Here is an 18,311-nt window from a genome sequence, read left to right on the forward strand (position 1 = left end):
GCGCACTGCTCCCGCCCGTCGGCGGCGGGGAGGCTGGTCTCATGAACACGAACGAGCACGTGATCGAGGTCACGGATCTACGACGTGTGTACGGGGGAGAGTTCGAGGCGGTGCGGGGGGTGTCCTTCTCCGTCGGCCGCGGGGAGCTGTTCGCGCTCCTCGGGACCAACGGTGCGGGCAAGACCTCCACCGTCGAACTGCTCGAAGGGCTCGCACCGCCGTCCGGCGGCCAGGTGCGCGTCCTGGGCCACGATCCGTACACCGAACGCGCCGCGGTGCGCCCGCACATCGGCGTCATGCTCCAGGAGGGCGGCTTCTCGTCCGAGCTGACCGTCGCGGAGACCGTACGGATGTGGGCGGGCTGCACGAGCGGGGCCCGGCCGGAGCGTGAGGCGCTGGCGCTGGTCGGCCTGTCGCGGCGGGCCGGCGTACGTGTGAAGCAGCTGTCCGGGGGCGAGAAGCGGCGACTGGACCTGGCGTGCGCCATCCTCGGGCGCCCCGAGGTGCTCTTCCTGGACGAGCCGACGACCGGACTCGACGCCGAAGGGCGCCAGGAGACCTGGGAGTTGGTGCGCGAACTGCGCGAGACCGGCACCACCGTGGTGCTGACCACGCACTACCTGGAGGAGGCGGAAGGGCTCGCCGACCGGCTCGCGATCCTGCACGCCGGGCGCATCGCCGTCACCGGTACTCCGGCCGAGGTGACCGCCTCCCAGCCGTCCCGGATCTCCTTCGAGCTGCCCGCCGGCTACTTCCCCGGCGATCTGCCGCCCCTCGCCTCGCTCGGGATCACCGACCACGAGATGGACGGCCGGACGCTCCGGCTGCGGACGCTCGAACTGCAGCGGGCCGCCACCGAGCTCCTCCTCTGGGCACAGCGGGCCGGGGTCGAGCTGCGGGGGCTCGACGTCCGGTCGGGGTCGCTGGAAGAGGCGTTCCTGCGGATAGCCCGTGAGGCGTCGCAGATGTCGGAGATGACGGCCGAGAAGGAGCACGTGGCATGAGCGCCGAGACTGTGACCAAGGCCGCCGCACAGGCCGGTACGACCGCGACCGCCGCCCGGCGGATGACGGCTCTCGCGCGGGCCGAACTGACGCTGCTCGGACGCAGCAAGGCCACGTTCTTCGCGGCCCTGTTCGTGCCGCTGATCATGCCCTTCAGCCTTCGCGGGGCGGTCGAGGACATGGACCTGGCGGAGGCGGGGCTCTCGGTCGGCTCGGTCATCCTGCCCTCCGCCATCGGCTTCTCCCTGCTCTTCGCCGTCTACAGCACGCTGGTCAGCGTCTACGCCGCCCGGCGTGATGAGCTGGTGCTCAAGCGGCTGCGCACCGGCGAGCTGCGGGACGTGGAGATCCTGGCGGGTGCCGCGCTGCCGTCGGTCCTGATCGGCCTCGTGCAGTGCGTGGTCCTGACGATCGCGTGCGCGGCACTCCTCGACGTGGGAGCACCCGAGGCACCGCACCTCGCCGTCCTGGGTCTGCTGTTGGGACTCGTCATGTGGCCCCCCGTCGCGGCCGTCGTCGCGAGCTTCAGCAGGAGCCTGGAGGGCGCCCAGGTCGCGGCGATGCCGTTGCTGCTCGTGTCCATGATGGGTTCCGGCACCTTCATACCGTTCGAGCTGATGCCCGACCGCCTCGCCACCGTCTGCGAACTGCTGCCGCTGTCCCCGGTGATCACGCTCATACGCGGTGGCTGGACCGGGGACCTCGGCGCGTACGACACCCTGGGCGCCATCGCCACAGCGGTGGCCTGGGTCGTGCTCTCGGTGTTTGCTGTACGGCGGTGGTTCCGCTGGGAACCGCGACACTGACGGCCGAGAACGACGACGGAAAGACGGAGGCGGGTATGCGCGGGCCGGGAGCCTGGTGGCGGGCGCAGAGCACGCCGGGGAAGGTCGAGACGTACACCCGTTGGTCCTTCCACACCTTCGCGCTGGTCGAGGTGACGGCGATCGGGCTGCCGGCCTTCGGTCAGGTGGGGGCGCCACTCGCGCTCTGGCTGTTCCTGCCGCTGACCGTGCACGCCGTGCTGGGGGCGGTGACCTCGTCACGGGCGCTCGACTGGACGTGCGGCCGCCGTGAGCAGCCCGTACGGCTGACCGCGGCGCTCGGTGTCCTCACCGCGCTGCTCGGGATCGGCGCGCTCGTCGTCTCCGAGCACGGACCGGCCGGCGACGACATCGACACCGCGGCGGGCACGTTCTTCGTCGTCGTGGTGCCCTTCGGGATCGGCATGATGGCGCTCGGGACGCGTCGACGGCGCGTACTGGCACTGCTGAGCGGCTTCGCCGCGGGTACCTGGGTCGCGGCGTTCCTGATCGGACGGCCCGCGGCCACTGCGTCCGCCACCGCGCTCGCGGTGCTGCTCATCGGCGGGGTCCTCTGCCTCACCTCCACCTTCTCGGTGTGGCTGCTGCACTCCGTGCTCGAACTCGACGCGGCCCGCGAGACCCGCGCCCGCCTCGCCGTCGCCGAGGAGCGGCTGCGCTTCGGGCGCGACCTGCACGACGTGATGGGCCGCAACCTCGCGGTGATCGCCCTGAAGAGCGAGCTGGCCGTCCAGCTCGCCCGCCGCGAACGGCCCGAGGCCGTGGACCAGATGATCGAGGTGCAGCGGATCGCCAGTGAGTCGCAGAAGGAGGTCCGCGAGGTCGTACGCGGCTACCGCGAGGTCGACCTCGGCGTCGAACTCCTGGGCGCGCAAGGCGTGCTGACCGCGGCCGGAGTCGAGTGCACGGTGACCGGATCCGCGTCGGAGCTGCCCTCGGCGGTCCAGTCGGCGCTCGGCTGGGTCGTACGGGAGGCGACCACGAACGTGCTGCGGCACGGGGACGCGGGGCACTGCCGGGTGGCACTGCGAGTGGAGGGGGACCGCGTGGTCCTGACCGTGGAGAACGACGGGGTGGAGAGGGACAGGGTGCCGAGTACGCCCACCAGCAAGGGGTCCGGCCTCGCCGGGCTGCGGGAGCGGTTGTCGGCGGTGGACGGGACGCTGGAGGCGGGGCCGGTCGACGGTGACCGGTTCCGGGTGGTGGCCGCGATTCCGCTGCCTGCGACGCCCACCTCCTCGTCGTCCGCGTCAGGGCCGCCGTCCACGTCACCACCGCCGTCCTCTTCCCCGTCTCCCGCCCCACGCCCAGTGAACGAAGAGGTCGCCCCATGACGCCCGTACGACCCATCCGGCTGCTGCTCGCCGACGACGAGCACCTCATCCGGGGGGCGCTCGCCGCGCTGCTCGGGCTTGAGGAGGACCTGGTCGTGGTGGCGGAGGCGGCGAGTGGGCCCGAGGCGCTGGCGATGGCCAGGGCCCACGAACCCGACGTGGCGGTTCTGGATCTCCAGATGCCCGGGGCGGACGGTGTGAGGGTGGCCACATCGCTGCGGGTCGAACTGCCCGCGTGCCGGGTGCTGATCGTGACCAGTCACGGGCGGCCGGGGCATCTGAAGCGGGCGCTTGCGGCGGGTGTGCGCGGGTTCGTCCCGAAGACCGTCAGCGCACAGCGGCTCGCGGAGATCATCCGTACCGTCCATGCCGGAAACCGTTACGTCGACCCGGAGTTGGCCGCCGACGCGATCTCCTCCGGGGACTCGCCGCTGACCGCGCGCGAGGCGGAGGTGCTGGAACTGGCCGGCGACGGGGCGCCCGTCGCGGAGATCGCGGAGCGGGCCGCGCTGTCGCAGGGGACCGTACGGAACTATCTGTCGTCGGCCGTCTCCAAGCTCGGGGTGGAGAACCGGCACTCTGCGGTGCGTCTCGCGCGGGAGCGAGGTTGGGTATAGTTGCTCTCGCGCCACGGCGCAGCGCGGACGTAGCTCAGTTGGTAGAGCGCAACCTTGCCAAGGTTGAGGTCGCCAGTTCGAACCTGGTCGTCCGCTCAACAGGAAGAAGCCCCCGGTCATCGCGACCGGGGGCTTCTTCGTGCTCACCGAGGGCGCTCAGCTCCAGGTGGTGCCCGTGAGGCGCTCGTACGCCTCCACGTACTTGGCGCGGGTGGCGTCCACGACCTGCTGGGGCAGGGCGGGCGGCGGGCGCTCGCTCTTGCGGTCCCAGCCGGACTCGGCGGAGGTCAGCCAGTCACGGACGAACTGCTTGTCGAACGAGGGCTGCGCGCGGCCCGGCTCCCACTGGTCCGCGGGCCAGAAGCGGGACGAGTCCGGGGTGAGCACCTCGTCGGCGACAACGAGCGTCTCGCCGTCGAAGCCGAACTCGAACTTCGTGTCCGCGAGGAGGATCCCGCGCTCGCGCGCGATGTCACGGCCCCGGCCGTACACGGCGAGCGTCGCCTGACGCAGCTGGGCCGCGGTGTCCGCGCCGACCTGCCGGGCGACCTCCTCGTACGAGACGTTCTCGTCGTGCTCGCCGACGGCGGCCTTGGTGGCCGGGGTGAAGATCGGGGCGGGCAGCTCCGAGCCGTCGCTCAGCCCCTCGGGGAGGGCGAGACCGCAGACGGTGCGGGTCTGGTTGTACTCGACGAGACCCGAGCCGGTGAGGTAGCCGCGGGCCACGCACTCGACCGGGGCCATCCGCAGCGACTTGCAGACCAGGGTGCGGCCCGCCCAGTCGGCGGGGGCGCCGGGCGGGAGGTCGGTGCCGATGACGTGGTTCGGCATCAGGTCGGCGATCTGGTCGAACCACCACAGCGAGAGCTGCGTCAGGACGCTGCCCTTGTCGGGGATCTCCGTGGGCAGCACCCAGTCGAAGGCGGAGATGCGGTCGCTGGCGACCATCACGAGGTCGCCCGCCTCGTTCTGGTACAGGTCGCGCACCTTGCCGGTGTGCAGATGCACCAGACCCGGCACCTCGACGGGCTCGGGCTTTTCTACGAATCCGGACACGGTTCCTCCCCGTCGTTCTGGCCAACTGGGTCGATTCTCCCGTACGGGAGGAACCGGGCCGGCCAGGGGTCGGGTGTGAGGGTTCTCCACGGGTTCGGTTCTGAGGGTTTTCCTCCAGCTCAACGGGCTCGGTTCTATAGGTTCCACAGGCTCTACGGGCTCAGTCGCGTTTGCAGATGCGGTCCAGGAGGTTGGCCGTGGCGCGCTGGACGCGGGTGTCGATGTGGCCCGGGCGGTCCAGGGCCGGGGACCAGGCGAAGGTGCCGGCCGCGAAGACGAGGGCGCCGGAGGGGGCGCGGTACAGGGACGTCTCCTGGTGGCGGATGGCTCCCTCGGTGTCCCGGTACGGGGAGTGGGAGAGGAGGATGCGGCCCTGGTGCTCGGGGAGCGTGATGCGCGGGAAGTAGCGGTCGGCCTCGCCGGCGACCATGCCCTCCAGCTCGTCGCCCTCGTGGGCGCCGGTCGCCTCCCACAGCCAGTGGTCGGCGTTGCGGACGACCAGGGGGTGCGCCTCGGGGACCCGGCCCGCGTACTGGACGCCCAGGAGTTCCTGCTCGGGGCGGTCGACCTCGCGCCACAGTGCGGGTTTGCCCGGGCCGCGGCGTTTTCGGCAGGTCAGCAGGCGGTCGGGGACGCCGGACGGGGACGGGCCCAGCTCCGCCTGCCAGTACATGGTGTTGGCGGAGAGGAAGACGAGGGACGTGCCGTGCTCGCGGGCGACCTCCACGGTGCGGCGCATGGTCGTCGACCAGTACTCGTCGTGGCCCGGGAAGACCAGGCCCCGGTAGCGGGTGGGGTCGACGCGGCCGGCGTGCAGGTCGCGGGCGTCGGCGTACGCGAGGTCGTAGCCGTAGCGCTCGGCCCAGCGGATGAAGTCGTAGGCGTGGCCGACGTGGAGGGGGAGGCCGGCGCCCGCGAACGGGCGGTCGAACGACACCGTCGTGGCGGCTTCGGCCTCGCCGAGCAGCCGGCCGTGCTCGTCCCACGCGTGGTAGAGGCTCGCGCCCGTGCGGCCGTCCTCCGGATAGAGGTTGTACGCCTGCCAGGTGATGTCCGGGAGGAGGAGCAGCAGGTCGGCGGGGTGGTTGTCGCGGACCGTGAACGGGATGTGGGAGCGGTAGCCGTCGTCGGTGGTCAGCACGGCCACGTACGCGCCGATGCTCCAGTATGTCGGGATCTGCAGCCGCCAGGAGAGCCACCAGTGGTGGCAGGAGACCGTGCGGTCCGCGGTGAGCGGGGGCGGCTGGACGATGCCGGGGAGGCGGGGGCTGGTGGTGATCTTGCTGGCGCCGTCGCCGCCGTAGTGGCCGATGCGGTAGATGTCCACGCTGAACTGCTGCGGCGGGTCGACCGTGATGTGGAAGTCGATGGCCTCGCCGGGGGCGGCCGCGCCGGTGGAGGCGAAGCCCTTGATCTGCCGGTGGACGTCGTCCGCGGTACGGGGGTCTCCGGCGGTCTGGCGGGGGGTGGGGACGCGCGGGCCGGTGGTTCCGTGGCGGCTGCGGCCGCCGGGGGACGTCGCGCCCGGAGGTGGGGCGTGGTCCACGTACCAGGGGACGACGTGGCCCGTGTCGTCGAAGTAGTGCTCACTGCCGCGCAGCCATGGGAGGGGGCCCTGCCCGAAGGGATCCGTGACGGCATGCGCCAGCGCTCCCGACTCCCACCGGCGAATCTGCTCCGACCCCATACCGCGTTCCCTCCCTCGTGCCCCCGTCAGCCCCTGCCGGCCTGTGCAGGCCCTTGCCTTGTCAATGAGCGGTCCCAGCACATCACATTACGCACGCACACCGTCACCGTTCGTTGCGAATTGCCTCCGGCGGTTGGGCGGGTTCCGGGGGGAGGGGGGGACCGGTGGGTGGTGACGTGCGGGTCCGGTGGGTGGTGACGGGGGGGTCCGGTGGGTGGTGACGTGCGGGTCCGGTGGGTGGTGACGGGGGGGTCCGGTGGGGGCTGGTCGCGCAGTTCCCCGCGCCCCTGGAAGCTGGGGCTGCGCCCCGCTTCCAGCCCGGCCCGCCGCTTCTTCGTCCGGCCACTGTCGGCCCGCCTGGCCACCTCCAGCTCGTCCGGCCTCTTTCAGCCCGTCCGGCGTTTGAGGACGAGCGCGTTCAGCGCGATTCGGGGGTTCGGGGGCGGAGCCCCTGAGTAGGGACGGGAATGGGTAGGGGCGGCGGGGGCGAAAAAAGGGTCTGGCGTCAGACCAGACGGACCGGTTTCTCGGGGCGTATGCCGAGGTGGAGGAGCCAGGTGCGGAGGGGGGCGGGGTCGCCCTCCTCGATGAGGCTCAGGACTCGGGGTCCGAGGTCCACGGAACGTTCGCCGTTGATGAGGAGGGACGGACCGTCGAGCCAGTCGAGCCCAGGAGCGGCCCCGGCGGTGTCCATCGCCGCGCAGCAGACCATCGCGGTGACATGGTCGGCCAGCAACTCCCGCCCGGTCCGAGGCGGTTGCAGAGGGAAGAGCGGCAGCGAACCGTCGTCCCAGAGAGGCATGTCGGGACCGACCTGCCCGGCGGCTCCGGAGGGAGCGGCGGCCCCGGCCGACACCGCGGCCTCCTCCCGCGCCACCTCCGCACTGAGCCCGGCGGCCAGCGCCGAACTCCGCTCGTTCTCCGGCCCGCCGCCCTCGTCAACGTCAACGTCCTCGTACGCCGCGGTCTCGGGCCTCTCCACGGCCACCGGATCCCCAGGATCCCCGGATTCCCGCGCCTCCCCCGGCTCCCCCGGCTCCCCGTCACTCAGGTGATCCATCACCCGGGCCAGCGTCGGCCCCTCCGGATCCGAGGCGCCGGCGCCGGCCCCGGAGGACCGGCTCACGCCGAGCGCGTCCAACACCCGGTGCAACCGCGCCGCGTCCGTACGCCACTTCCGGTCCACGACCTCGTCCGGATACTCGTCCCAGTCGACCGGCGCCCAGTCCGGCCCGGTCTCGGCCGGTCCGCCGTGGAAGAGGCGCGCCGCCAGCAGGGACGCCGCCTCGTCGATCGCGCCGGGCTCCTCCAGCAGGTCACAGGCGGGCCGCTCGCCGAGCCGGGAGGCGAACCCCTCGGCGAGGCGGTCGCGCCGCGACAGCTCGGTGAGGGCCGCGACCACGCCCGCGTCGAGCCGGGAGGGCCAGCGGCCCATCCGCCAGGCGGGCAGCGCGACCCGCGTCAGCAGCCGGTCCCAGCCCGCGTACGCCAGCCCCACCTGTTCCTGGGCGACGATCCGCAGACCGTAATCCACAGCCTGTGCACGCTCCGCCGCCGCGGCGGCGACACCCCGCTCCATCTCGGCGGCGTGCCCACGGCAGCTCCGCAACAGAAGCCGCACCACCCAGCCGACCCCGCCGAGCACCGTCCTGGACAGGGGCCCGCGGGGCGCCGAGGTCACGGCCACCGCAGCGTCGAGCCCCCGGACGAAACGCCGGGCCGCGGCTATGTCGGGGTGCGCCGACGGTCCCGTACCGGCGACGACCGGCGCGAGGACGGCGCGCAGTTCGCCGACCCGCATCCACCACAGGAAGGGCGAGCCGATGACGAGGACGGGCGCGGCCGGCGGACGGCGGTGGGCCGAGGGGAGGCCCCGGACGCCCGGTACGCCCTCGATCTCGTCGCGGGACTCCGGCCTGGGCGTGCCGTGGGCCCGGTGGGTGCGGTCCTCCAGCCAGCTGTCGCAGTCCGGGGTGAGCGCTATCGCGGAGGGCGCGGGCACTTCGAGGCGGTCGGCCAGGTCGCGCACCATGCGGTAGAGATCGGGCGCCGACTCCTCGGCGATGGTGACCGTGGGGCTCACGGCGGGCCGGGAACGGGCCACGACCAGCGCGATGCCCGCCGCGGCGAGGAGAACGAACAGGGCGAACCCCGACACGATCCCGCGCGTGACCGCCCAGCCGGGGCCGTCGATGTGGCCCGTCGACCCGCCGACGAGCAGCACGACGGCGACGGCCGCGGGCAGCAGGGCGACGGCCAGCGCCCGGCTGCGGACCCGCAGCACGGCGAGAGCCCGTGAGCGCGCGGCCTGCGCGCCCACCTCCACACCCATACCGGACACGACCGGTGTCACCCCCTACTGCCCGCCCGGCGCGTGCATACCCAGCCACTGCCGGCGGACGTCCATGGCGTTGCTCACTCCCCCACTGTGGCACCCACGACCGACATCGCAATGCCGGTGGGCCAAGTGCCGGAACGCTTGCGCCGCACCCTAGTTGGGGCCCCGGCCCTCGTCAGCCGGATGGGGCATCGGTCACTCGATGGAATGGCTTTGGGCAGAGGTGGCTGACGAAAAGGCCCCGGATCCTGTGCGGGATCCGGGGCCCGGGGTCGTTCTTCGATGCATGTTGACGCAGGTGAAGGGGCGTAACTGTCGGTTACGCCTGCGCTGCCCCCGCCACCTTCGCCGCGATGTCCGTACGGTGCTGGCCGCCGTCGAGGTGGATTCGGTTGACCGCTTCGTACGCGCGTGCGCGGGCCTGGGTGAGGTCCTTGCCGCTGGCCGTGACGGAGAGCACCCGGCCGCCCGCGCTCACGACGGCGTCGCCGTCGCGCCTGGTGCCCGCGTGCAGGACGTACGCGTGCGGGGCGTCCTGTACCGCCACCTCGTCGAGGCCCTCGATGGGGTCGCCGGTGCGCGGGGTGTCCGGGTAGTTGTGCGAGGCGATGACCACCGTGACGGCCGCGTCGTCGCTCCAGCGGAGGGGTTCGAGGTCGACCAGGGTGCCGTCGGCCGCCGCGAGGAGGATTCCGGAGAGAGGGGTCTTCAGGCGGGCGAGGACGACCTGGGTCTCGGGGTCGCCGAAGCGGGCGTTGAACTCGATGACCCGTACGCCCCGCGAGGTGATCGCGAGACCGGCGTAGAGGAGCCCGGAGAAGGGGGTGCCGCGGCGGCGCATCTCGTCGACGGTCGGCTGCAGAACGGTCTGCATGACCTCCTCGACCAGCTTCGGGTCGGCCCACGGAAGGGGCGAGTACGCGCCCATGCCGCCGGTGTTCGGCCCCTCGTCGCCGTCGAGCGCGCGCTTGAAGTCCTGCGCGGGCTGCAGCGGGACGACCGTCTCGCCGTCGGTGATCGCGAAGAGGGAGACCTCGGGGCCGTCGAGGAACTCCTCGATGACCACACGGTCGCAGGCGTTGGCGTGCGCGCGGGCCTTGTCGAGATCGGCGGTCACGACGACGCCCTTGCCGGCCGCGAGACCGTCGTCCTTCACGACGTACGGGGCTCCGAAGGCGTCGAGCGCCTCGTCGACCTCTTCGGGGTTCGTGCAGACGTACGAGCGGGCCGTGGGTACCCCCGCGCCCGCCATGACGTCCTTGGCGAAGGCCTTGGAGCCCTCCAGCTCGGCGGCCTCCTTCGAGGGGCCGAACACCGGGATGCCCGCCTCGCGCACGGCGTCGGCGACCCCGGCGACGAGGGGCGCCTCCGGGCCGACGACCACCAGCTCGGCGCCGAGCTCCGTGGCCAGCGCGGCCACTGCCTTGCCGTCGAGGGCGTCGACCTGGTGCAGCTCGGCCACCTCGGCGATACCCGCGTTGCCTGGGGCACAGTGCAGCGCGGTGACGTCGGGGTCGAGGGAGAGAGAACGGCACAGGGCGTGTTCGCGGGCACCGCCGCCGATTACTAGGACCTTCACGGGGGTCAGACTAGCTGCCGTGTTTCGGGGGCGGGTCGACGTGGGCCCGCCACTGCTCACAACTACCGGTTGCTGCTCATTGCTGCTGCTGGTTGCTGCTCATTGCCGCTACTGGCTGCCGCTCATTGCTGCTGCTGGTTGCTACTCATTGCTGCTGCTGGTTGCTGCTCGCTGCTACTCGTTCGAGAACTCCTCCACCACCGTCGCTCCCAGCTCTCTCACGATCAGTTCGTGGCCCGACAGGGCGGACTCGTCGAGGTCCGGATCGTCGTCCTCCGGGGTGTCGTCCTCGGGGGAGATGGGGGGCGGCTCGGGCGCGGAGGGGCGGGGAGCGGGCGCGGGACTGGATGCGGGCGCCGACTGGGACTGGGACTGGGGTGCCGAGGAGGCAGGCCGGGGAGCTGGAGCCGACGGCTGCTGCGGCTGCGGGGCAGGGTGCGGTGCCGTCGGGGCCGGGGCGCCCCCAGCGCCGTAACCACCGCCATAACCACCGCCGTAGCCGGACCCGGGGCCGGGTGCGGGCGGCGGTCCCGAACCGCCGGAGGGGTCGACGACCGCCTCGACCTTCCAGTGCACGTTGAACAGCTCGGTCAGCGCCTGCTTCAGCACCTCTTCGCTGCCGCTGCTCGCGAAGTTGTCCCGAGCGCCCGCGTTGACGAAACCGATCTGGAGAGTCGTGCCGTCGAAGCCGGTCACCTGCGCGTTCTGGCTGAGCAGGATCCAGGTGAAGCGGCGTCGGTTCTTCACCGCCTCCAGGATGTTCGGCCACAGCATGCGGGGGTCGGGTCCACCGGTGGGAGGAGGGGAGGCGTACGCGGCCGCCGGTGCGGGGGGCTGCGCCTGCGCCTGGGGCTGGGCGGCCTGGGCCGCGGGCGGACCGGGAGCGGCGGCCGGTGGCTGCCCTCCGCCCGCGGGTGTGGCGGTCGGCCACCCGCCGGGCCGCCTGCCACTGCCCGCGGCGGTCGCGGCGGGCCAGGCACCGGGAGCGGCGCCGGCCGCGGGGGCGGCGGGGGGAGCCTGGGCGGGCGGCTGTTCGGGAGCGGGGGTGGGCGTGGGCGCGGGTGTGGCCGGGGCGGGAGGAGGTACGGCTCCCGGGGAGGCTTGGGCCGGCGCGGGGGCCTGGGCTGGGGTGGGGGCTGAGGCCGCCCCGAGACCCGTGTCTCCACCGGGCCCCCCCGCTCCCCGCACCGCAGCGCGAGCCGCGTCGGGCCCGCCACCCGGCGGAACGGAGGGACCGGGAGGAGCGGGAGGAGCGGAAGCGGCCATGCCGCCCCCCGGCACCCCGGTCGGCATCCCGGCATGCGCGTCGGGCCCGGGCACGTACCCCATGGCGGGCGCTCCGGCAGCCACCGCCCCCGTGAAGTTGACCCCGCGCTCGATGCGGTCGAGCCGGGCCATGAGGGACCGCTCGTCGCCGTAGGCCGCGGGCAGGAGCACGCGCGCGCAGATCAGTTCGAGCTGGAGGCGGGGCGAGGTGGCCCCGCGCATCTCCGTCAGTCCTTCGTTGACGAGATCGGCGGCCCGGCTGAGCTCGGCGGCGCCGAACACTCCGGCCTGGGCCGTCATCCGCTCCACGACATCGGCGGGAGCGTCGATGAGCCCCTTCTCCCCGGCGTCGGGCACGGCCGCGAGGATGACGAGATCGCGCAACCGCTCCAGCAGATCGGCGACGAACCGCCGAGGATCGTTTCCGCCCTCGATGATCCGGTCCACGACCTCGAACGCGGCGGCGCCGTCCCCCGCGGCGAAGGCCTCGACCACGGAATCGAGCAGCGACCCGTCCGTATAACCGAGCAGTGAGGTGGCCATGGCATACGTGACGCCGTCGTCCCCGGCACCGGCCAGCAGCTGGTCCATGACGGACATGGAGTCACGCACGGACCCGGCCCCGGCGCGCACGACCAGCGGAAGCACCCCGTCCTCGACGGGGCTGCCCTCGCGCCCGCACACCTCGCTCAGGTACTCCCGCAGCGTCCCCGGCGGCACGAGCCGGAACGGATAGTGATGCGTACGCGAGCGAATGGTCCCGATGACCTTCTCGGGCTCGGTGGTGGCGAAGATGAACTTGAGGTGCTCGGGCGGCTCCTCGACGACCTTCAGCAGCGCGTTGAACCCCGCCGACGTGACCATGTGGGCCTCGTCGATGATGTAGATCTTGTACCGGCTGCTCGCGGGCCCGAAGAACGCCTTCTCTCGCAGGTCACGGGCATCGTCCACGCCACCGTGCGAGGCGGCGTCGATCTCGATGACGTCGATGGAACCCGGCCCGTTCCTCGCGAGGTCCCGGCAGGACTGGCACTCCCCGCACGGCGTCGGTGTGGGCCCCTGCTCGCAGTTCAGACACCGCGCCAGGATCCGCGCGCTGGTCGTCTTCCCGCACCCACGCGGCCCGCTGAACAGGTACGCGTGATTGACCCGGTTGTTCCGCAGCGCCTGCTGCAACGGGTCGGTGACATGCTCCTGCCCGATGACCTCGGCGAACGACTCCGGGCGATAACGGCGGTACAGCGCGAGAGACGACACACGTACGAGGTTATAGGCGCCCACTGACAACGAGCACCGCCCGCCGGACTTCACCGCTCCACCCCACCGGCGCTGGGCCACACCCTGGGGTCCACGAGGGCCGCACCCCCCGGCTCCACCGGCCCCGCAAACGCAAGCGCCCCCCACGCACCCGCCAGAGCCAACCTACCCTTGCTGCCTTCCGGCCCTGGGGGAGTTCAGTCAGATAGCGCCACGTGAGGGGCTGCGCACACAGTACCCGATCTGAACGGGGGGAACGAGTTCGCGAGCACTCCTCAACGTCTTGTATTGTTTGCGGCGGAGGATTCGCCTAGTGGCCTAGGGCGCACGCTTGGAAAGCGTGTTGGGGGCAACCCCTCACGAGTTCGAATCTCGTATCCTCCGCCAGTGCCTCACCGGGCACGATGTCGAAGGGCCCCACCGTTCGCGGTGGGGCCCTTCGTCGTGCGTGGTCTCAGTTTTGGTCTCAGTTCGCGTGATGGGACCGGGGCGAACCCCGGTGAACAGTGATCTGGTTCACCGTGCCGAGCAGAGAGCGTGAGAGAGCGCGTCAGTGCTGTGCCGGGACTCCGAGGTCGTTGAGGAGTCCGCGGACTCGGCGCTCGATGTCGTCGCGGATGGGGCGGACATCGTCGACGGACTGGCCGGCGGGATCGTCCAGAGTCCATTCGAGGTATCGCTTGCCGGGGAAGACGGGGCAGGCGTCGCCGCAGCCCATGCTGACGACGACATCGGCGGCGCGGACGATCTCGTCGGTCCAGGGCTTGGTGAACTCGCGGGAGATGTCGATGCCACGCTCGCTCATCGCTGTGATGGCGGCCGGGTTGACCTCGTTGCCGGGTTCGGAGCCGCCCGACCAGGCGACGGCGCCCTCGCCGGCCAGGTGCTGGAAGAAGCCCATGGCCATCTGACTGCGGCCGGCGTTGTGGACACAGAGGAAGAGCACGATCGGCTTGCCGTCGGTGTGGTGGCCCTCGACCTTGGCCAGGGCGCGCAGGCGCTGGCGGGCGAAGCGTTCGGCCATGAGCGGGAGGAAGTTGGGGATGGTGCTGCGGCCGGCGAACTGGTCGTAGCTGGTGTGCAGGAACCGTTCGATCGTCTCCTGGCCGAAGGTGCCGTCGAACTCGCGGCCCAGGTGGGTGGCGGCGGTGCGCAGGGCGAGTTGCTGGTCGATGCTCAGGTTGCGGTGCGGGACGGGCGCGGTTTCAGTCATCGCTGCCTCCGGGAGGCTGTACGGCGGGTGCCAGCCGGTCGACCCGGTCGGCGAGATCACTCAGGGCGTCGGCGAAGGCGTCGTCGGTGCCGGTGCGGGTGGGGTCGGGGACCGACCAGTGCAGGCGGTCGGGGACCCGGGGGCCGAGCTGTTCGTGAGCGTTGTCGCAGACGGCGATCACCAGGTCGTCCGGGCGCAGCGTCTCGTCGATGTGGGATGTGCGGGCGTGGGCCAGGGAGAGTCCGTGTTTGCGTGCGGTCGCGACGGCGCGGGGGTGGACGCGTGACGCGGGCTGAGTTCCCGCCGAGGCCACCGGCACGGTGCTGTGGCGCTTCCAGAGCGCCGCGGCGAGGTGGGAGCGGGCGGAGTTGTGGGTGCAGACGAACACCACGCGGGGTGCCGTACGCAGAGGCGTCGGCAGGGTGTCGGCCAGGGCTTGCGTGCGCAGGCGCAGGTAGGTGCGCCGTCGGTCTCCTTCGGAGCGGGATCGCTCGATCAGGCCGACCTGTTCGAGCAGCTTGAGGTGGTGGGAGAGGAGATTGCTGGGCAAGCCCAGCTCCTGGCCGAGTTCGCCGGGTGAGGCATCGCTCAGCAGCAGCCGATCGATGATCGCCAAGCGGGCGGGTTCTCCCAGTGCCGCGTGCCGTTGTGCTCGCGCCACCACCGATGCAGACCACTCAATGTTCATTGACTCAATTTTCATTGAGCTAATCTCGGCTGTCAATGCAGTCGGCGAAGGTCGATCACGAGGGGCTGCGCGCAAGGTCTGCGACCATGCAGCGCTGGACGTCCAGGTGGTGCTCGTTCATCCATGCCTGCGCCGCGATCTGGACGGCGTCCCAGGGGGAGCCGAGTGGCGGGGTGTAGGAGAGGTCGAGTTCGCTGATGCCGTCCACGTCCATGCCGTGGAAGAGAGCGGTGGCGTACGTGTCCACGCGCTTGGAGATCTCCGCGCCGCGGCGTCCGACGAGTTGGGCGCCGAGCAGGAGGCCACTTGAGGTGTCGCCGGTGACGCGGATGGAGATCGGGGTGGCACCGGGGTAGTACGCCTTGTGGTCGTCGGGGCGGGTTGCCGTGGTTGCCGGTGTCCAGCCCCGCCCGGCGGCTGCGGCTTCGTGGTCGCGCAGGCCGGTGCGGGCGGCGACGAGGTCGAAGACCTTGACGACCTGGGTGCCGAGGCTCCCGGCGAACCAGCGGTGCCGCCGAGGGCGTTCTCGCCCGCGATGCGGCCCTGCTTGTGGGCGGTCGTCCCCAGCGGGAGCCAGGTCTTGCCCAGGAGGCGGTGGTGGGTGACCGTGCAGTCCCCGGCCGCGTACACGCCGGGCAGCGAGGTACGCATGTACTCGTCGACCTCGATCGCGCCCTTCTCTCCGAGCTTGGCTCCGGCGTCCGCGGCAAGGGCGGTGTCCGGGCGGACGCCGACGACGACCAGGACGAGGTCGGTGCCGCGGGTGAAGGCCGTGCCGTCGGGGCCGGTGGCCCGGACGTTGAGGACGTTGCCGGAGGCGGCGCGGGCGATCGCTGAGACCGTGGTGCCGGTGATCACTTCGACGCCATGGGCCGTGAGTTCGGCATGGACGAGGGCGCCGAGTTCCGTATCGACGGTGGGCAGGACCTCGGGCAGGGCCTCGATCTGGGTGACGTGGATGCCGCGGGTGGTGAGGGCCTCGGCCATCTCCAGGCCGATGTAGCCGGCGCCGACGACCACGGCCGTCTTCGGGCGGCGGGCGGCGAGGCTCTGCATCACGGCGAAGGTGTCGCCCATGCTGTGCAACAGGTGGACGCCGTCGGCCGGGCCGAGCGCGTCGGGCCCGATCAGACCCTCGATCGGCGGGCGGGAGCTGACGGCGCCCGTGCCCACGATCAGCGCGTCGTAGGGCAGTTGCTCGGAGCGGCCGTCTGCGCCGCGCACGGCCAACCGCTTGCCGGCCACGTCGATGCCGGTGGCGAGGGTGTCGGTGCGCACCTGCATGCCGGTGGCCCTCAGGTCGGCCAGGGTGCGGTGGGCGAGGTTGCCCCAGTGGCCCACCTCGCCGGAGACGTAGTACGGGATGCCGCAGATGGAGAAGTTCGGGTAGGCGTCGGCCACCACGACGGTGACCTGGCTGTCGGGATCCAGCTCGCGGGCGCGCAGGGCCGCGCTGATGCCGGCGTCACTGCCGCCGATGGCGACGATGCGCTTGCCGGCCACCGGGATACCTCCGTCGGAGATAAGAGAAACGGGGCTCGCTGGGGGCGCTGGGGGCGCCCCTCACCGTCGTCGCGTGTCAGGCGAGGTGGTCGGCGAGTTCGCGTTCGAGGGCGGCCTTCGGCTTGGCCCCGACGATGGTCTGTACGACCTCGCCGCCCTTGTAGAGGTTCAGTGTCGGGATGGACATCACGCCGATGGGGGTCCCCCCGCTCGAGCGAAGCCGAGAGTGGGGGAGGGCAGCGACGGCCGGGTTCTCGTCGATGTTCAGCTTGACGATCTCGATCTTGTCGCCGTGCTCGGCGGCGATCGCCTCCAGCGAGGGGGCGAGCTGTCGGCACGGGCCGCACCAGGCAGCCCAGAAGTCCACCAGGACGGGCTTGTCGCTGGTGAGGACGTCCTGCTCGAAGGAGTCGTCGGTGACGTTCTTGAGAGCCATGATGTTGCTCCAGCGGGTGTCAGACGGTGGCCGCGACGGGCTCGCCTGAGGTGCCGGCGTCACTGAGGGCGGCGAGGTACCGCTCGGCGTCCAGGGCTGCCGCGCAGCCGGACCCTGCCGCGGTGATGGCCTGGCGGTAGGTGTGGTCGACGACGTCACCGGCGCCGAAGACGCCCGCGATGTTCGTGCGCGTGGAGGGGGAGGCGACCTTGAGGTAGCCCTCGTCATCGAGGTCGAGCTGGCCGGTGACCAGGTCGGTGCGCGGGTCGTGGCCGATGGCGACGAAGAGGCCGGTGGCCGAGAGGTGCGAGGTCTCGCCGGTGACGGTGTCGCGCAGGGTGAGCCCGGCGAGTTTGCCGCCGTCCTCGTGGATCTCGGCGACCTCGCTGTTCCAGGCGAAGGAGATCTTCGGGTCGGCGAAGGCGCGGTCCTGCATGGACTTGGAGGCCCGCAGGGTGTCGCGGCGGTGGACGATCGTCACGGACTTGGCGAAGCGGGAGAGGAAGGTGGCCTCCTCCATCGCCGTGTCGCCGCCGCCCACGACCACGATGTCGTGCTCGCGGAAGAAGAAGCCGTCGCAGGTCGCGCAGTACGACACGCCTCGGCCGGACAGCGCGTCCTCGCCGGGCAGGTTCAGCTTGCGGTGCTGCGAGCCGGTCGCCACGATGACTGCCTTCGCCCGGTGGACCGTACCCGCGCTGTCGGTGACCGTCTTCACGGCACCGGTGAGGTCGACCTCGACGATGTCGTCGGGGACGAGCTCGGCGCCGAAGCGTTCGGCCTGGGCCCGCATGTTGTCCATCAGGTCCGGGCCCATGATGCCGTCGCGGAAGCCGGGGAAGTTCTCCACCTCGGTCGTCTGCACCAGCGCGCCGCCGGCCGTGACCGCACCCTCGAAGACCAGCGGCTTCAGCGAGGCGCGGGCGGTGTAGAGGGCGGCGGTGTAACCGGCGGGGCCGGAGCCGACGACGATGACGTTGCGTATGTCCCCAGTCGTGTCGGTCGCGGGGCTCATGCCTGGGGCTCCGGGGCGATTTCCTTGATCAGGCCCTCGATCAGCACCTTGATCTCGTCCCGGATCGGGCGCACGGCCTCGACGCCCTGGCCCGCCGGGTCCTCCAACTGCCAGTCCAGGTACCGCTTGCCGGGGAAGACGGGGCAGGTGTCGCCGCAGCCCATGGTGATGCAGACGTCCGACTCCTTCACCGCGTCCACGGTGAGCATCTTCGGGACCTCGGCGGAGATGTCGATGCCGACCTCGCGCATGGCCTCGACGGCGGCCGGGTTGACGCCCGCGCCCGGGTTGGAGCCGGCGGAGCGGACCTCGACGCGGCCCCCGGCCAGGTGGGTCAGCCACGCGGCGGCCATCTGGGAACGGCCGGCGTTGTGGACACAGACGAAGAGCACGGAGGGCTTGTCGGACATCAGAGGTCTCTCTTGTCTCACGACGGCATCAGGTGCGAATGACGTCAGCACCCGGTGGTGTCAGCCACCACTGATGTGACAGTA

At 71.7% G+C, this 18,311-nt stretch carries 15 protein-coding genes, 2 tRNA genes, 1 other RNA gene and 1 pseudogene; 6 read left to right on the forward strand and 13 right to left on the reverse strand.

The window, feature by feature from the left end; genetic code table 11:
• The first annotated feature begins 41 nt into the window (after positions 1–41).
• The 5 genes from ACIBEI_RS25460 (at position 42) to ACIBEI_RS25480 (ending at position 3,875) form a co-directional block, all read left to right on the forward strand.
• Positions 42–1,004, forward strand: coding sequence for an ABC transporter ATP-binding protein (locus ACIBEI_RS25460; RefSeq protein ID WP_398892554.1), 963 nt, complete (start codon positions 42–44; stop codon positions 1,002–1,004).
• On the forward strand, positions 1,001–1,810 hold the full coding sequence (locus ACIBEI_RS25465) for an ABC transporter permease (protein ID WP_398892556.1): 810 nt from the start codon (positions 1,001–1,003) through the stop codon (positions 1,808–1,810). Before ACIBEI_RS25460 ends, ACIBEI_RS25465 begins: the two co-directional genes overlap by 4 nt.
• A gap of 35 nt (positions 1,811–1,845) precedes the next feature.
• Entirely contained in the window at positions 1,846–3,162 is a 1,317-nt protein-coding gene (locus ACIBEI_RS25470; RefSeq protein WP_398892697.1) for a sensor histidine kinase, read from the forward strand.
• The gene (locus ACIBEI_RS25475) at positions 3,159–3,779 is read left to right on the forward strand and encodes a response regulator (protein ID WP_398892558.1); all 621 of its coding nucleotides are present in this window, start codon (positions 3,159–3,161) and stop codon (positions 3,777–3,779) included. Before ACIBEI_RS25470 ends, ACIBEI_RS25475 begins: the two co-directional genes overlap by 4 nt.
• Before the next feature lie 23 nt (positions 3,780–3,802).
• Positions 3,803–3,875, forward strand: a tRNA-Gly gene (locus tag ACIBEI_RS25480).
• 60 nt (positions 3,876–3,935) lie between these two features.
• Here ACIBEI_RS25480 and ACIBEI_RS25485 read toward each other — a convergent pair.
• The 6 genes from ACIBEI_RS25485 to ffs form a co-directional block, all read right to left on the reverse strand.
• A complete protein-coding gene (locus ACIBEI_RS25485; RefSeq protein ID WP_398892560.1) occupies positions 3,936–4,835 on the reverse strand; it encodes a phosphoribosylaminoimidazolesuccinocarboxamide synthase in 900 nt (299 codons plus the stop codon).
• 160 nt (positions 4,836–4,995) lie between these two features.
• Entirely contained in the window at positions 4,996–6,522 is a 1,527-nt protein-coding gene (locus ACIBEI_RS25490; protein ID WP_398892562.1) for a N,N-dimethylformamidase beta subunit family domain-containing protein, read from the reverse strand.
• Between the two features lie 505 nt (positions 6,523–7,027).
• A complete protein-coding gene (locus tag ACIBEI_RS25495; protein ID WP_398892698.1) occupies positions 7,028–8,854 on the reverse strand; it encodes a hypothetical protein in 1,827 nt (608 codons plus the stop codon).
• 325 nt (positions 8,855–9,179) lie between these two features.
• Complete coding sequence (gene purD / locus ACIBEI_RS25500) at positions 9,180–10,439, reverse strand: phosphoribosylamine--glycine ligase (RefSeq protein ID WP_398892564.1); 1,260 nt, start codon at positions 10,437–10,439, stop codon at positions 9,180–9,182.
• Positions 10,440–10,613: 174 nt separating this feature from the next.
• Positions 10,614–12,962 (reverse strand): DNA polymerase III subunit gamma and tau, encoded by a 2,349-nt coding sequence (locus tag ACIBEI_RS25505; RefSeq protein ID WP_398892566.1) that lies wholly within the window; start codon positions 12,960–12,962, stop codon positions 10,614–10,616.
• 129 nt (positions 12,963–13,091) lie between these two features.
• Positions 13,092–13,190, reverse strand: an RNA gene (gene ffs, locus ACIBEI_RS25510) — signal recognition particle sRNA small type.
• A 71-nt stretch (positions 13,191–13,261) separates the two neighbouring features.
• Between ffs and ACIBEI_RS25515 the strand changes: the two genes are divergently transcribed.
• Positions 13,262–13,349, forward strand: a tRNA-Ser gene (locus tag ACIBEI_RS25515).
• Positions 13,350–13,512: 163 nt separating this feature from the next.
• Here ACIBEI_RS25515 and ACIBEI_RS25520 read toward each other — a convergent pair.
• From ACIBEI_RS25520 to ACIBEI_RS25550, 7 genes and pseudogenes are all read right to left on the reverse strand, one after another.
• The gene (locus tag ACIBEI_RS25520; protein ID WP_398892568.1) at positions 13,513–14,175 is read right to left on the reverse strand and encodes an arsenate reductase ArsC; all 663 of its coding nucleotides are present in this window, start codon (positions 14,173–14,175) and stop codon (positions 13,513–13,515) included.
• Entirely contained in the window at positions 14,168–14,878 is a 711-nt protein-coding gene (locus ACIBEI_RS25525) for a MarR family transcriptional regulator (protein WP_398892570.1), read from the reverse strand. The genes ACIBEI_RS25520 and ACIBEI_RS25525 overlap by 8 nt, the downstream gene beginning before the upstream one ends.
• Before the next feature lie 40 nt (positions 14,879–14,918).
• Complete coding sequence (locus ACIBEI_RS25530; protein WP_398892699.1) at positions 14,919–15,476, reverse strand: hypothetical protein; 558 nt, start codon at positions 15,474–15,476, stop codon at positions 14,919–14,921.
• A pseudogene (locus tag ACIBEI_RS25535) lies at positions 15,464–16,366 on the reverse strand (FAD/NAD(P)-binding oxidoreductase); the annotation flags it as partial. The pseudogene ACIBEI_RS25535 and the gene ACIBEI_RS25530, both read right to left, overlap by 13 nt.
• A gap of 76 nt (positions 16,367–16,442) precedes the next feature.
• Entirely contained in the window at positions 16,443–16,802 is a 360-nt protein-coding gene (trxA, locus tag ACIBEI_RS25540; RefSeq protein WP_398892571.1) for a thioredoxin, read from the reverse strand.
• Positions 16,803–16,821: 19 nt separating this feature from the next.
• Positions 16,822–17,817: a thioredoxin-disulfide reductase gene (gene trxB, locus ACIBEI_RS25545; RefSeq protein WP_398892572.1), complete on the reverse strand. Its 996-nt coding sequence runs from the start codon at positions 17,815–17,817 to the stop codon at positions 16,822–16,824.
• Complete coding sequence (locus ACIBEI_RS25550; protein ID WP_398892573.1) at positions 17,814–18,227, reverse strand: arsenate reductase ArsC; 414 nt, start codon at positions 18,225–18,227, stop codon at positions 17,814–17,816. The genes trxB and ACIBEI_RS25550 overlap by 4 nt, the downstream gene beginning before the upstream one ends.
• Positions 18,228–18,311: the final 84 nt, after the last annotated feature.

The organism is Streptomyces sp. NPDC050988, assembly GCF_044456225.1.
In the GTDB taxonomy this organism is placed as follows: domain Bacteria; phylum Actinomycetota; class Actinomycetes; order Streptomycetales; family Streptomycetaceae; genus Streptomyces.